This window comes from Pseudomonas mendocina (genome assembly GCF_900636545.1).
GTDB classification, from domain to species: Bacteria; Pseudomonadota; Gammaproteobacteria; order Pseudomonadales; family Pseudomonadaceae; genus Aquipseudomonas; species Aquipseudomonas mendocina.
Genome location: NZ_LR134290.1, coordinates 622,514 through 636,304 on the forward strand (window position 1 = coordinate 622,514; position 13,791 = coordinate 636,304).

General features: G+C 63.3%; 11 protein-coding genes. 4 read left to right on the plus strand and 7 right to left on the minus strand.

Going from position 1 to position 13,791, the window contains the following annotated elements; translation table 11 throughout:
- Positions 1–13: 13 nt before the first annotated feature.
- From phaC to EL191_RS02935, 7 genes are all read right to left on the minus strand, one after another.
- The gene (gene phaC, locus EL191_RS02905) at positions 14–1,693 is read right to left on the minus strand and encodes a class II poly(R)-hydroxyalkanoic acid synthase (protein WP_013713716.1); all 1,680 of its coding nucleotides are present in this window, start codon (positions 1,691–1,693) and stop codon (positions 14–16) included.
- A gap of 289 nt (positions 1,694–1,982) precedes the next feature.
- Positions 1,983–2,354 carry a gamma-butyrobetaine hydroxylase-like domain-containing protein gene (locus tag EL191_RS02910; RefSeq protein ID WP_041976345.1) on the minus strand — a complete coding sequence of 124 codons (372 nt, stop codon included), beginning with the start codon at positions 2,352–2,354 and terminating at the stop codon, positions 1,983–1,985.
- Between the two features lie 145 nt (positions 2,355–2,499).
- Entirely contained in the window at positions 2,500–3,840 is a 1,341-nt protein-coding gene (gene hslU, locus EL191_RS02915; RefSeq protein ID WP_013713718.1) for an HslU--HslV peptidase ATPase subunit, read from the minus strand.
- 179 nt (positions 3,841–4,019) lie between these two features.
- Positions 4,020–4,550 carry an ATP-dependent protease subunit HslV gene (gene hslV / locus EL191_RS02920; RefSeq protein ID WP_024306625.1) on the minus strand — a complete coding sequence of 177 codons (531 nt, stop codon included), beginning with the start codon at positions 4,548–4,550 and terminating at the stop codon, positions 4,020–4,022.
- 238 nt (positions 4,551–4,788) lie between these two features.
- Positions 4,789–5,463: an SPOR domain-containing protein gene (locus EL191_RS02925; protein WP_013713719.1), complete on the minus strand. Its 675-nt coding sequence runs from the start codon at positions 5,461–5,463 to the stop codon at positions 4,789–4,791.
- Positions 5,464–7,203 (minus strand): arginine--tRNA ligase, encoded by a 1,740-nt coding sequence (gene argS, locus EL191_RS02930; protein WP_041976350.1) that lies wholly within the window; start codon positions 7,201–7,203, stop codon positions 5,464–5,466.
- 191 nt (positions 7,204–7,394) lie between these two features.
- Entirely contained in the window at positions 7,395–9,614 is a 2,220-nt protein-coding gene (locus EL191_RS02935; protein WP_041976352.1) for a primosomal protein N', read from the minus strand.
- A gap of 158 nt (positions 9,615–9,772) precedes the next feature.
- Here EL191_RS02935 and rpmE point away from each other — a divergent pair, with 158 nt between their 5' ends.
- From rpmE to EL191_RS02955, 4 genes are all read left to right on the plus strand, one after another.
- Positions 9,773–9,985, plus strand: coding sequence for a 50S ribosomal protein L31 (rpmE, locus tag EL191_RS02940; protein WP_003459015.1), 213 nt, complete (start codon positions 9,773–9,775; stop codon positions 9,983–9,985).
- 26 nt (positions 9,986–10,011) lie between these two features.
- Positions 10,012–10,812, plus strand: a complete 801-nt coding sequence (locus EL191_RS02945) for a thermonuclease family protein (protein WP_041976355.1) — start codon at positions 10,012–10,014, stop codon at positions 10,810–10,812.
- On the plus strand, positions 10,809–12,245 hold the full coding sequence (locus tag EL191_RS02950; protein WP_041976358.1) for a M48 family metalloprotease: 1,437 nt from the start codon (positions 10,809–10,811) through the stop codon (positions 12,243–12,245). Before EL191_RS02945 ends, EL191_RS02950 begins: the two co-directional genes overlap by 4 nt.
- A 104-nt stretch (positions 12,246–12,349) precedes the next feature.
- Positions 12,350–13,618: a malic enzyme-like NAD(P)-binding protein gene (locus tag EL191_RS02955; protein ID WP_041976362.1), complete on the plus strand. Its 1,269-nt coding sequence runs from the start codon at positions 12,350–12,352 to the stop codon at positions 13,616–13,618.
- The last annotated feature ends 173 nt before the right edge of the window (positions 13,619–13,791 follow it).

The following is a 13,791-nucleotide window of genomic DNA, read 5'->3' on the forward strand; positions in this document are numbered from 1 at the left end:
TTGAGGTGGATGATCAGCGTTCGTGTACATAGGTGCCCGGGGCGGCTTCGCCGGCCGGGAATTTCTTGTTGCCCAGCGCCCGTGGAGCATTCTTGGTTTCGCCCGAGCGCTCGGCCAGCCAGCTTTGCCAATGCAGCCACCAGGAGTCGGCATGCTTGGTCGAGCTTTCCTGCCAGGCTTTCGGGTCCAGCGGCATCTCGCTATTGGTCATGTAGCGCGCCTTGGGGTTGCCCGGCGGGTTGAGAATGCTCTGGATATGGCCGCTGTTGGAGAGCACGAACTCGCATTTGCCGCCGAACAGATGAGCCGATTTGTAGCAGGAATCCCATGGCGTGATGTGGTCGGTGGTGCCGGCGACGACGAAGAAGTCGCAGGTGACCTGTTTGAGGTCGATCGGCGTACCGCACACTTCCAGCGCGCCGGGACGGGTCAACGGGTTGGTCTGGAACATTTCGATGAACTCGCCGTGCAGCGCAGCCGGCAGGCGTGTGGTGTCGTTGTTCCAGTAGAGAATGTCGAACACCGGCGGCTCGTTGCCGAGCAGGTAGTTGTTGACCCAGTAGTTCCAGATCAGGTCGTTGGGGCGCATCCAGGCGAAAACCTTGGCCATGTCGCTGCCTTCCAGCACTCCGGCCTGGTAGGAGCGGCGCTTGGCCGCTTCCAGGGTCTTCTCGTCGGCGAACAGCGCTACCTGGGTGTCGAGCTGGGTGTCGAGCACGCTGACCAGCAAGGTCAGGGCATTGACTTTAGGTTGGCCGAGCGCGGCGTAGTGGCCGAGCAGCGAAGCAGTGGTCAGGCCACCGGAGCAGGCGCCGAGCATGTTCACGTCTTTGCTGCCGGTGATGGCGCAGATGACGTCGATGGCTTCCTTGAGCGCCTCGATGTAGGTGGACAGGCCCCACTCGCGCTGCGCCTTGGTCGGGTTGCGCCAGCTGACCACGAAGGTCTGCACCTGGCTGCGCAGGAGGAAGCGCGCCAGGCTCTTGTCCGGCGACAGGTCGAAGACATAGAACTTGTTGATCTGCGGCGGCACCACTAGCAACGGGCGCTCATGCACGCTCTCGGTGATCGGCTTGTACTGGATCAGCTCCAGCACATCGTTGCGAAACACCACGGCGCCGTCGGTGGTGGCCAGGTTCTTGCCGACCTCGAAGGCCTCCATATTCACCTGACTCGGCATGCCGCCGTTGTGCACCATGTCCTTGGCCAGGTGCGACAGGCCGTCGAGCAGGCTCTTGCCGCCGGTTTCGAAGAAACGTTTGACCGCTGCCGGGTTGGCCATGCTGTTGGAGGGTGCCATGGCTTCGGTCATCAGGTTGATCACGAAGTGGCCGCGGCTGGCGTCCTGCTCGGACAGCGAGCTGTGCTCGACCCAGTCGTGCAGCTCCTTGCGCCAGGCCAGGTAAGTCTGCAGGTAGCGGCGGTACAGCGGGTTCTGGCTCCAGGCCGGATCGGCAAAGCGGCGGTCACCGTCTTCGGGCTTTAGCGCGGACTGGCCGAGCATGACGTTCTTCAGTTCGAGGCCGAAATGGGCGACATGCTTGGCGCTGTGGAAGGGTTGTTTGAGTGCCTGGGCGAGCACCATGCGGGCAGAGGTCAAAAGATCCTTGCCGCGGATGCCAATCACCGGGTTGAGGCCCAGCGTGTTTTCCGAGGCCTGGCGTTTCAGGTCTTCGTTATTCTTGTCACTCATCTACGACGCTCCAATGTCCTGAGTCGCGCACTGGCCGTGCTCGCGGCGAAACAAGGGCCAGGTACTGCTCGGGTTGCCGGGGGCGGATCAAGTCCGCGTCATGCATTGCATCTGACTGGGCCAAATGCAGGGAACCTGCCAGTTCCTTGGTTACCCGAGTTTTTGCCGTTAGGCAAGCTGATCGATGGGGCAGGAGTATGCCGCGATAGTTTAGAAAAATCGTTCTAACTACCGGGTAATGGGCGGGGAAATGCGTGCGGGCGCTCTGCGACGAGGCTTGCGCCTCGAGTCAGAGCATCAGGCGCACGACGGACTCGTTGGGGTCGCGGGACTTGCCGGCAGCGCTGAGTTGCGCCAGGTAGTCGGCCCACAGCTCGTCCTGCCGGGTGGCCAGTTCGTGCAGGTACTCCCAGGTAAACAGGCCGCTGTCATGGCCGTCGTCGAAGCACAATTTCAGTGCATAGTTGCCGGCGGGTTCGATGCGTTCGAGCCCGACATTGAGTTTGCCGGTCTGCAGAATCGGTTGGCCGTGCCCCTGCACTTCGGCCGAGGGGGAGTGCACGCGCAGGAACTCGGCGCTGAGCGAGTAACTCTGTTCGCCGTAACGCAGCTCCAGCGTGCTCGACGCCTTGTGCAGTTTGATCGCGTTGGGGATGGGCATGGCTGATTTCCGTGATCTTTTAAGGCATAACCGGTTGAGTGATCCCGCCATTCTGTAGGCGCGGCTGGGCGGCATTCCGCTTCAGCCGCGAAATTCGCGGATAAATCCGTTCCTACAGAATGGCGCCGGTCACCGGCGACTGGACTTACAGAATATACCGCGACAGATCTTCGTCCTGCGCCAGTTCGCCGAGGTGGCCGTTGACGTAGGCCGCGTCGATGCGGATCGGTTCGCCGTTCTGCTGGCCAGCCAGATCGCCGGCGCTGAAGGATACCTCTTCCAGCAGGCGTTCGAGCAGGGTGTGCAGGCGCCGGGCACCGATGTTCTCGGTCTTTTCGTTGACCTGCCAGGCGATCTCCGCCAGGCGCTTGATGCCGTCTTCGGCGAATTCGATATCCAGCCCTTCGGTCTTCAGCAGTGCACTGTACTGCTCGGTGAGCGAAGCGTGTGGCTCGCTGAGGATGCGTTCGAAATCCTGTGGGCTCAGGGCCTTGAGCTCGACACGGATCGGCAGACGGCCCTGCAGCTCGGGCACCAGGTCACTCGGTTTGCTGAGGTGGAAGGCGCCCGAAGCGATGAACAGGATATGGTCGGTCTTGACCATGCCCAGCTTGGTGTTGACCGTGCAGCCTTCGATCAGCGGCAGCAGATCGCGCTGTACGCCCTCACGCGAGACGTCGGCGCCGCCGGCGTTGGCGCGCTTGGCCACCTTGTCGATCTCGTCGATGAAGACGATGCCATGCTGCTCGACAGCCTCCAGCGCACGGGCCTTGAGTTCTTCCTCGTTGACCAGGCGCGCGGCTTCCTCGTCGCGTACCAGCTTCATGGCATCGGCGACCTTGAGCTTGCGGCTCTTCTTCTTGCCCTTGCCCATGCTGGAGAACAGGTTCTGCAGCTGGTTGGTCATTTCCTCCATGCCTGGCGGGGTCATGATCTCCACACCCATGGGGGCGTCGGCTACTTCGATGTCGATTTCCTTGTCGTTCAACTGACCTTCGCGCAGGCGCTTGCGGAACAGCTGACGCGTATTGGAATCCTCGCTGCGCGCTGGCTCGTCGCCGAAGCCCTGGCGCGCAGGCGGCAGCAGGGCGTCGAGGATGCGCTCCTCGGCGGCATCTTCGGCGCGGTGGCGTACCTTGGTCATTTCCTGCTCGCGCAGCATCTTCACCGCGGCGTCGGCCAGGTCACGGATGATCGACTCGACGTCGCGGCCGACGTAGCCCACCTCGGTGAACTTGGTCGCTTCGACTTTCAGGAACGGGGCATTGGCCAGCTTGGCCAGGCGACGGGCGATCTCGGTCTTGCCGACACCGGTCGGGCCGATCATCAGAATGTTCTTTGGCGTCACTTCCTGGCGTAGTTCGGCCGGCAGCTGCATGCGCCGCCAGCGGTTGCGCAGGGCGATGGCGACGGCGCGCTTGGCGTCGTCCTGGCCGATGATGTGGCGGTTGAGTTCGTGGACGATCTCGCGGGGCGTCATGGACATGGAATCTGGCTCGCTATCGAATCAATAAAAAGTGGACGCTTGGGGCTCTCTAAAAACGTAGGCGAGGCAGTCAGCGCAAGGCGGAAACAGGCGAGGAAGCGGAGTTTACTGTTGTAAATGAGCATTCCGAGCCTGTTTTCAACGCGGCGATGGCAACGCAGGTAGTTTTTAGATAGGCCTCACTCGGGCGCGTCCAGTTCCTCGATTGTCTGGTGGTGATTGGTGAAGACGCAGATATCGCCGGCGATGCCCAGCGCAGTCTCGGCCACTTCGCGGGCGGACAGGTCGGTCTTCATCAACAGGGCACGGGCGGCGGCCTGGGCGAAATTGCCTCCGGAGCCCATGGCGATAAGGCCTTCCTCGGGTTCGACGACGTCACCGTTGCCGGTGATGATCAGCGAGGCGTCCTTGTTGGCCACGGCCAGCATGGCTTCCAGGCGGCTCAGACTGCGATCGGTACGCCAGTCCTTGGCCAGCTCGACGGCGGCGCGCACCAGGTGGCCCTGATGTTTCTCAAGCTGGCCTTCGAAACGCTCGAACAGGGTGAAGGCGTCGGCGGTAGCGCCGGCGAAGCCGGCCAGTACCTGGCCGTGGTAAAGGCGGCGCACCTTCTTGGCGTTGCCCTTCATGACGGTGTTGCCGAGGGATACCTGGCCGTCACCTGCCATCACGACCTTGCCGTGGCGGCGCACTGAAACGATGGTGGTCAAGGGTGAATCTCCACGCTGCGGGGCGAACTTGCCCGGATGGAAACTCAGATGGGGTGCCCGCCCCAGCTTTTCAACCGGCGGCGGGCTCAACAGGCTGTTGAAAAACTACCTGCGTTGTCTGGCCGTCGTTAAAAACAGCCTCAAAATGCTCATTTACAACGCGTAAACTGCGCTTTTTCGGCTGTTTTTGCCTCGGCCAGCCTGCCTCGTCTACGTTTTTCAACGGCCTGTTGGGCGATCAGCGGACCTGGCGCTGCTGTAACAGCAGGTTGCTGTAACCGTTGCCGGCCAGGGTCTTCTGCGCTGTCGCCAGTTGCTCGCGGCTGGCAAAGGGGCCAACCAGTACGCGGTGCCAGGTCTCGTCGCGGACCTTGCCGGTTTCCACGCGTACGTTCTGGCCGAGCAGGATTATCTGCGCGCGCACGGCGTCGGCGTCGTCACGCTTGCGGAACGAGCCGGCCTGGAGGAAGAACTGCGTAGTGACCGGAGCATTGGCCAGCACCGGTGGTGGAGGCGGCGGCACCTGGCCATTGAGCGCAGCTTCGGCGCGTGCGGTGTCGATCTTCGCGGCTTCTTCCGGCGTGACCGGCTTTTGCTCTGGCGCAGGAGTCGGTGTTTCCTCCAGCGCTTGCGGCAGGATCACCTCCGATTCCGGCAGCAGGGTGTAGAAGTCGTACTTGGGCCTGGCCGGCTCGGGCTGCGTCGGTTTCGGTTCTGGTTTGGTGCTGCGCACCTGCTCGCCCTTGTCGCGCTTGATCTCGTCACGGCCCGGCTCGAGGCTGAACAGGAACATGAAGAAACCGCCAACCACTAGGCCGCAGGCTAGCCAGATCCAGCCCGGTACGGGCTTCTTCGCCGGGGCCTGATAGCGACTGGCGCCGCGTTTCGGCGCCGGCTTCTTGCGCGCTGCCATTTACATCCGCTCCAGAGTTTCCAGGCCGAGCAGCTCCAGGCCCTGCTTGAGGGTGCGGCCAGTGAGGGCGGCCAGGCGCAGACGGCTGTTGCGCGTGGCTTCGTCTTCGGCGGTCAGGATCGGGCAGTTCTCGTAGAAACTGGAGAACAGCCCGGCGATGTCGTACAGGTAAGCGCACAGCATGTGCGGCGTGCCCTTGTCGGCCACATTGCCGAGCAGCTCGTTGAACTGAGCCAGTTTGCCAGCCAGTGCCTGTTCCTGATCGGCGACCAGGGTGATCTGCCCGCCGATTTCATCAACGCCCTTGCCCAGCTTGCGGAAGATGCTGGCGACGCGGGTGTAGGCGTACAGCAGGTAGGGCGCAGTGTTGCCCTCGAAACTCAGCATCAGGTCAAAGTTGAAGCTGTAGTCGCTGGTGCGGTGCTTGGAAAGGTCGGCGTACTTCACCGAGGCGATGCCGACCACGCGGGCGATCTGACGCAGCTCGTCCTCGGCCAGTTCCGGGTTCTTGTCCTTGACCAGGCTGTAGGCGCGCTGCTCGGCTTCGTCGAGCAGTTGCACCAGTTTCACGGTGCCGCCGTCGCGGGTCTTGAACGGACGACCGTCCGGGCCGTTCATGGTGCCGAAGCCCATGTGTTCCATTTCCATGCTGGCCGGGACGAAGCCGGCCAGGCGTGCGCAGGCGAAGACCATCTGGAAGTGCAGGGCCTGGCGCTGGTCGACGAAGTACAGCACGCGGTCGGCCTTGAGTGCGTTGGCACGGTAGCGGGTGGCTGCCAGGTCTGTGGTGGCGTACAGATAGCCGCCGCCGGCCTTCTGCACGATCAGCGGCAGCGGGTTGCCTTCGGCGTTTTTGAACTCGTCCATGAACACGCACTGCGCACCGTTGTCTTCGGTCAGCAGGCCCTTGGCCTCAAGGTCGGCGACCACCTGCGGCAGGTCGTCGTTATAGGCGCTCTCGCCCTTGACGTCGGCCATGGAGAGCTTGACTCCGAGGCGGTCGTACAGCGCCTGGCAATGCGACAGGGAGATGTCGTTGAAACGATGCCACAGGCGCAAGCACTCGGCGTCGCCGGCCTGCAGCTGCACCACCAGCTCGCGGGCGCGGTCGGCGAACTCGGGGGATTCGTCGAAGCGCTTCTTGGCCGCGCGGTAGAAGCCTTCGAGGTCGGCCAGCTCGCTTTCGGCGGCCGCCGGGTTTTCCTGCATGTAAGCCAGCAACATGCCGAACTGGGTGCCCCAGTCGCCGACATGGTTCTGACGGATCACGGTGTCGCCGAGGAATTCCAGCACGCGTGCCACGCCGTCGCCGATGATGGTCGAGCGCAGGTGCCCGACGTGCATTTCCTTGGCCAGGTTGGGTGCGGACATGTCGACCACCACGCGCTGCGTCGGGCCGCTCTTGCGTACGCCCAGCTTGGCATCGGCCAGCGCCGCTTCCAGGTGCTGGGCCAGTACATCACTGTTCTGGAAGAAATTGAGGAAGCCGGGGCCGGCGATCTCCACCTTGGTGATCTGCTCGTCGGCCGGCAGGGCAGCAATGAGTTTTTCGGCCAGGTCGCGTGGCTTCATGCCGGCTGGTTTGGCCAGCATCATGGCGATGTTGCTGGCGAAGTCGCCGTGGCTCTTGTCCTTGGTGTTCTCCACCTGGATGGCCGGCGTCAGGCCCGCTGGCAGCACGCCTTCGGCGGTCAGGCGGTCGAGGGCTTGCTGGATCAGGTGGCGAATGCTGTCTTTCATGTTCGGCTCGTGTTGCCTTGGGGCTTTGGTCGAAAACTGCGCATTATAAGAGCAGCAGCAAGCGGCAAGCCACAAGCGGCAAGGAAAAGCGTGCCGCGTTTAGTGGGTAGGGTGGGCTTCAGCCCACCAAGACAGGCCGCTGTTGGTGGGCTGAAGCCCACCTTGCTGACTAGAGGCTTGCAGCGTACCGCTCAGAATAGGTCGATCGGGTCGACATCCAGCGACCAGCGCACTGCACGACCGCTAGGCATTTGTTCCAGCGCATGCAGCCAGTGGTTGAGCAAGCGGTGCAGCGGTGCACGAGCGTTGCCCTGCACCAGCAGTTGCGCGCGGAAGCGGCCGGCGCGACGTTCCATGGGCGCCGGTACCGGGCCTAACAGTTCGATGCCGGACGAGCCCAACTCCCCCAGCAGATGCTCGGCCTCGCTGCAGGCATCATCGAGGAAGCTTTCTGCCTGGCCAGGCTTGTGCGCTTCGGCGCGCAGCAGAGCCAGATGGCAGAACGGCGGCAGGCCGGCACTGCGGCGTTCGCTCAGCGCCTGTTCGGCGAAGGCGAAGTAGCCCTGCTCGGTCAGTTGCACCAGCAGCGGATGGTCGGCCAGGTGGCTCTGGATGATCACCTTGCCTGGTTCCTCGGCACGTCCAGCACGCCCGGCGACCTGTACGATCAACTGCGCCATGCGTTCGCTAGCGCGAAAGTCAGCGGAGAACAGGCCACCGTCGGCATCGAGGATAGACACCAGCGTCACCCGCGGGAAGTGGTGCCCCTTGGCGAGCATCTGCGTGCCGACCAGGATACACGGCTCGCCCTTGTTAATGGTGGCGAACAGGCGATCCATCGCGCCCTTGCGCGAGGTGCTGTCGCGGTCGATGCGCAGCACCGGGTAGTCGGGGAACAGCACCGCCAGACGCTCTTCGGCGCGCTCGGTGCCAGCGCCGACCGGACGCAGGTCGACGTGCTGGCATTTCGGGCAATTGCTCGGCTGCTTCTCGACATGGCCGCAGTGATGGCAGCGCAGTTCCTGATAACGCTGGTGCACGGTCATGCGTGCATCACAACGTGGGCATTCGGACAGCCAGCCGCAGTCGTGGCAGAGCAGCGTTGGGGCGAAGCCGCGGCGGTTGAGAAACACCAGTACCTGCTGGCCGGCCGCCAGGGTCTGGGCGATGGCCTGCTGCATCGGCCCGGAGATGCCCGAGTCCAGTGGCCGGCTCTTCACATCCAGGCGCAGGAAGCGCGGCTGGCTGGCGCCGCCGGCGCGCTGGGTCAGCTTGAGCAGGGCGTAGCGACCGGTGTAGGCGTTGTGCAGGCTTTCCAGCGACGGTGTGGCCGAGCCGAGGACGATCGGTACCTCTTCCTGGCGTGCGCGAACCAGCGCCAGGTCGCGGGCGTGGTAGCGCAGACCTTCCTGCTGTTTATAGGAAGCGTCGTGTTCTTCATCGACGATGATCAGCCCTGGGTTCTTCATCGGCGTGAACAGTGCCGAGCGGGTGCCGATGATGATGTCGGCCTCGCCATCGCGCGCCGCCAACCAGGCGTCAAGGCGATCTCGATCGTTCACCGCCGAATGCAGCATGGCGATGCGGGCGTTGAAACGTCGGGCGAAGCGGTCGAAGGTCTGCGGGCCGAGGTTGATCTCGGGGATCAGCACCAGGGCCTGCTTGCCGGCCTCCAGGCATTGGTGGATAAGCTGCAGGTACACCTCGGTCTTGCCGCTACCGGTGACGCCTGCGAGCAGAAAGGCATTGAACTGGTCCCAACCTGACGCCACGGCGTTGACGGCCGCGCGCTGCTCGGCGTTCAGCGGCAGTTCCGGTTGTGCCAGCCAGTGCGCAGGCTTGGCATGCGGCTGGGTGCGGCGCACCTCGACCCGCACCAGCCCCTTCTCATGCAGCAGTTGCAGGCTGTCGCGGTTAAGTTGCAGCTGGCTGAGCAGGCTGTGGGCCACGCCATGCGGATGTTGCGCCAGTGCCTTGAGTGCGTCGCGCTGGCGCGGGGCGCGGGCCAGGCGTGGGTCGTCGACACTGGCGCCTTTGCTGGCCAGCCAATAGCGTTCCTGGCGGGTTTCGGCGGGCTCGCCCTGACGCAGCAGTACCGGCAAGGCCCAGCTCAGGGTGTCGCCGAGGCTGTGCTGGTAGTACTGCGCTGTCCACAGGCACAGTTTGAATAGCGGCCCCGGCAGCGGTGGGCGAGCATCGAGCAATTCCAGGGCGGGCTTGAGCTTGTCGAGTGGTACCTCACTCTGGCTGTCGACTTCAACCAGCACGCCGATCATCTCGCGCCGGCCGAAGGGCACGCGCAGGCGCACGCCTGGCTGCAAGGCGCTGCGCGATACGCCAGCGGGGGCGAGGTAGTCGAACAGACGGCGCAACGGCGAGGGCAGGGCAAGGCGCAGGATCAGGTTGGGCAAGCCAGGAGCTCCTTTGACAGGCCGGCGATCTTAGCACGCGACGACCGGCGCCTTGCGCAGCTTGCATCGACTCATGCGTCTGGTAAGATGCGCGGCCTATTTCTGTGCGGTGCCTGACATTGGTCGGGTGGCGGCACGACTACCCTGAGGAAAGCACGATGAAAGCCGATATCCATCCGAACTACGTCGAAATCGACGCTACCTGCTCTTGCGGTAACGTGATCAAGACCCGCTCCACCCTTGGCAAGAACCTGAGCCTGGACGTTTGCTCCGAGTGCCACCCGTTCTACACCGGTAAGCAGAAAGTGCTGGACACTGGCGGCCGTATCGATCGCTTCAAGCAGCGCTTCGGCGTATTCGGCGCCAAGTAAGCGACCGAACGATAACGGAAACTGGCATGTGCCACTCCGTGATACTGAAAAAGGCGTCCCTGGTGGGCGCCTTTTTCGTTTCTCTGCTTTGTGCCGGCCTGGCCCAGGCCTTCTGTCCGCAGCGTGCCGATCTTGTTCAGGTCGTCGTGCGCCAGGTGGTCGATGGCGATACGGTGCGCCTGGTCGATGGGCGCAGCATTCGCCTGATCGGCATCAACACGCCCGAACTGGGGCGCAAGGGCCGCAGTGACGAACCCTACGCAGTGCAGGCCAAGCGTCGACTGCAGGCGCTGGTCGATGCCAGTGACGGACGTGTCGGTCTGCTCTACGGCGCGCAGCGCAAGGATCGTTACGGCCGTACCCTGGCCCATCTCTATGACCGCCAGGGGCGTAATCTCGAGGCGCAACTGTTGGGCGAAGGCCTTGGCTTCATGGTGGCGGTGGCGCCCAACAGTGCGCTGGTGACCTGTCAGGCGCAGGCCGAGCGTCTGGCTCGCAGCAAGCGGCTTGGCGTGTGGCGTGACGAGCAGGTGAAGACGGCTGGCCAGCTACGCAGTGGCGGCTTCGCCTTGCTCGGTGGGCGAGTCACCAGCGTGCAGCGCAATCGCGGCGGCCTGTGGATCGATCTCGATGGCGGTCGGGTGCTGCGCGTCGCGCCTGAACTGCTCGGCGAGTTCGATCTGCCCGCTTTGCAAAAACTCAAGGGGCGGCGGGTGGAGGCGCGTGGCTGGGTCATCGATCGCCAGAGTCGCGGCGGCTTGAAGTCCGGGCAGGCGCGCTGGATGCTGCCGCTTACCCATTCGGCGATGCTGGAGGTGTTGCCATGATTCGTGCATTGATGCTGTGTCTGTTCTGCGGCTGGTTGGCGGGTTGTGCGGTCAATCCCGCGACCGGTCGCACCGACTTCGTGATGATGAGCGAGCGTCAGGAGTTGGATCTCGGCGCGCGCTATAATCAGGAAATCCTCAAGCAATACCCGCGCTACGAAGACGCCAAACTGCAGGCCTATATACAGCGCGTGGGCGAGCGGGTAGCGCGCAGCAGTCATCGCAACCAGCTGAACTATGTCTTCACCTTGGTCGACAGCCCGGACGTCAATGCCTTCGCGCTGCCGGGCGGCTACATCTATATCCATCGTGGCCTGCTCGCCTATCTCAATTCCGAGGCGGAGCTGGCCGCTGTGCTTGGCCACGAGGTTGGTCACGTGACGGCGCGTCACAGCGTGCGTCAGCAAAGTCAGTCCACTGCCTGGGGGCTGCTCGGCCAGGCCGCCGCCATCGGTACCGGCGTCGGCGCAGTGGGCGATCTGACCAATGTCATGGGCAATGCCTTCGTACGCGGCTACGGGCGCGACATGGAGCTCGAGGCCGATGGCCTGGGCGCGCAGTACCTCGCGCGCAGCGGCTACGACCCGCAGGCGATGATCGAGGTGGTCAAGGTGCTCAAGGCGCAGGAGGATTTCGCCCGCGAGCAGGCTGCCAGGCGCGGTGAGGCTCCGGCAGCGGGTGGTTATCACGGTTTGTTCGACACCCACCCGGACAATGATCGGCGTCTGCAGGAAGTGATTGGCCCGGCGAGCGCGCTGGTCGGCAGTAATCAGGAAGTGGGGCGAGACAGTTTTCTGCAGATGCTCGACGGCCTGGTATTCGGCGATTCGGCAGCCAGCGGTATTCGCCGGGGGCGCCATTTCTATCACGGCGAACTGGACTTCACCCTGACCTATCCGCAGGGCTGGCAACTGGTCAATCGCCCCGATGTGCTGATCGGTCACACCCAGGATGAGCAAGCCTTTATCGCCATGACGCTGGAGGCGGCGGACAAGCAGCTTTCGCCCGCCGAATTCCTGCGCAGGCGAGTCGGCAATCAGCGTCTGGTTGCCGGTGAGGACCTGCGAGTGGGCGCCCTGCAAGGTTATACGGCGGTGTTGCAGGGGCAGTCGGCGCGTCGCGTAGCGGTGATCTATCGCGGCGACAGCGCCTACCTGTTCGTGGCGGCAGTGAAAGGGCGTGCCTCGCTGGAAGCCGAGGACCAACGGTTCCTTGAGGTTATCCGCAGTTATCGGCCGCTGAAGGCGTCCGAACGCAAGCTGGCCGAGCCGGTGCGCCTGCATCTGGTCAGGGCTAAGGCCGGTCAGAGCCTGTCGGCTCTGGCCAAGGACTCGCCGCTGCCGGCCGACGGCGAGGCCCAGTTGCGCCTGCTCAACGGGCTCTACCCAAGCGGTGAGCCGCGCCCTGGCGAGTGGCTGAAAACGCTGCGCTAGTGCGGTGCTTCAATCGCGACCGAACGGTCTTGTGCAGGTGTATACAACTTGCGTATCCTCGGCCGCCTGCCCGTTCAACAGCCAACAAAAGCGGAAATGCCACTATGTCAGATCTAAAAACTGCCGCTCTCGAATATCACGCCCAGCCCCGTCCCGGTAAGCTGAGTGTCGAGTTGACCAAAGCCACTGCTACCGCCCGCGACCTGTCGCTGGCCTACAGCCCGGGTGTCGCCGAGCCGGTGCGCGAAATCGCGCGTGATGCCGAGCTGGCCTACCGTTACACCGGTAAAGGCAACCTGGTCGCCGTGATTTCCGACGGTACCGCCATCCTCGGCCTGGGTAACCTCGGCCCGCTGGCTTCCAAGCCGGTGATGGAAGGTAAAGGCGTGCTGTTCAAGCGTTTCGCCGGTATCGACGTATTCGATATCGAAGTCGATTCCGAGAGCCCGCAGGCCTTCATCGACACCGTAAAGCGCATCTCCATTACCTTCGGCGGCATCAACTTGGAAGATATCAAGGCCCCCGAGTGTTTCGAGATCGAGCGCGCACTGATCGAGCAGTGCGACATCCCGGTCTTCCACGATGACCAGCACGGCACCGCCATCGTGACCGCTGCCGGCATGCTCAATGCTCTGGAAATCGCCGGCAAGACCCTGGAAGCGGCGAAGATCGTCTGCCTGGGCGCCGGTGCAGCCGCCATCTCCTGCATGAAGCTGCTGGTGAGCATGGGTGCCAAGGTCGAAAATATCTTCATGATCGATCGCAAGGGCGTGATCCACGCCGGTCGCGATGACCTGAATCAGTACAAGGCCGTGTTCGCCACCGAGACCGACAAGCGCACGCTGTCCGACGCTCTCGACGGTGCTGATGTGTTCGTCGGCCTGTCCGGTGCCAACCTGCTGAGCCCGGAAGATCTCAGCCGCATGGCGGCCAACCCGATCGTCTTCGCTTGTTCCAACCCGGACCCGGAAATCAAGCCGGAGCTGGCGCACGAGACCCGCAACGACGTGATCATGGCTACCGGTCGTTCCGACTACCCGAACCAGGTCAACAACGTGCTGGGCTTCCCCTTCATCTTCCGCGGTGCTCTGGACGTTCGCGCCACTCGCATCAACGAAGAAATGAAGATCGCCGCCGCCCTGGCGCTGCGCGACCTGGCCAAGTTACCGGTGCCGAAGGAGGTCTGCGACGCCTATGGTGGTATCGAGCTGTCGTTCGGTCGTGAGTACATCATTCCGAAGCCGATGGATCAGCGTCTGATCACCGTAGTTTGCGACGCCGTGGCCAAGGCCGCTATCGAGTCCGGTGTAGCGACCCTGCCTTATCCGAAGCACTATCCGCTGACTTCGGTGGATGATGTGTTCAACGGCTAAGCCGTCGAGCAATAAAAAACCCGCTTCGGCGGGTTTTTTATTTTCATCTTGGCTACAGGCTACAGGCTACAGGCTACAGGCTACAGGCTACAGGCTACAGGCTACAGGCTACAGGCTACAGGCTACAGGCTACAGGCTCTTGCCTGCGGCTTGCAGCCTGGGCTTACCGCCGC

Excerpts from the sequence above, each read along its gene's own strand:
- phaC (WP_013713716.1), bottom strand. The coding sequence starts at position 1,693 with ATGAGTGACAAGAATAACGAAGACCTGAAACGCCAGGCCTCGGAAAAC.
- EL191_RS02910 (WP_041976345.1), bottom strand. The coding sequence starts at position 2,354 with ATGCCCATCCCCAACGCGATCAAACTGCACAAGGCGTCGAGCACGCTG.
- hslU (WP_013713718.1), bottom strand. The coding sequence starts at position 3,840 with ATGTCCATGACGCCCCGCGAGATCGTCCACGAACTCAACCGCCACATC.
- EL191_RS02925 (WP_013713719.1), bottom strand. The coding sequence starts at position 5,463 with ATGGCAGCGCGCAAGAAGCCGGCGCCGAAACGCGGCGCCAGTCGCTAT.
- argS (WP_041976350.1), bottom strand. The coding sequence starts at position 7,203 with ATGAAAGACAGCATTCGCCACCTGATCCAGCAAGCCCTCGACCGCCTG.
- rpmE (WP_003459015.1), top strand. The coding sequence starts at position 9,773 with ATGAAAGCCGATATCCATCCGAACTACGTCGAAATCGACGCTACCTGC.
- EL191_RS02945 (WP_041976355.1), top strand. The coding sequence starts at position 10,012 with ATGTGCCACTCCGTGATACTGAAAAAGGCGTCCCTGGTGGGCGCCTTT.
- EL191_RS02950 (WP_041976358.1), top strand. The coding sequence starts at position 10,809 with ATGATTCGTGCATTGATGCTGTGTCTGTTCTGCGGCTGGTTGGCGGGT.
- EL191_RS02955 (WP_041976362.1), top strand. The coding sequence starts at position 12,350 with ATGTCAGATCTAAAAACTGCCGCTCTCGAATATCACGCCCAGCCCCGT.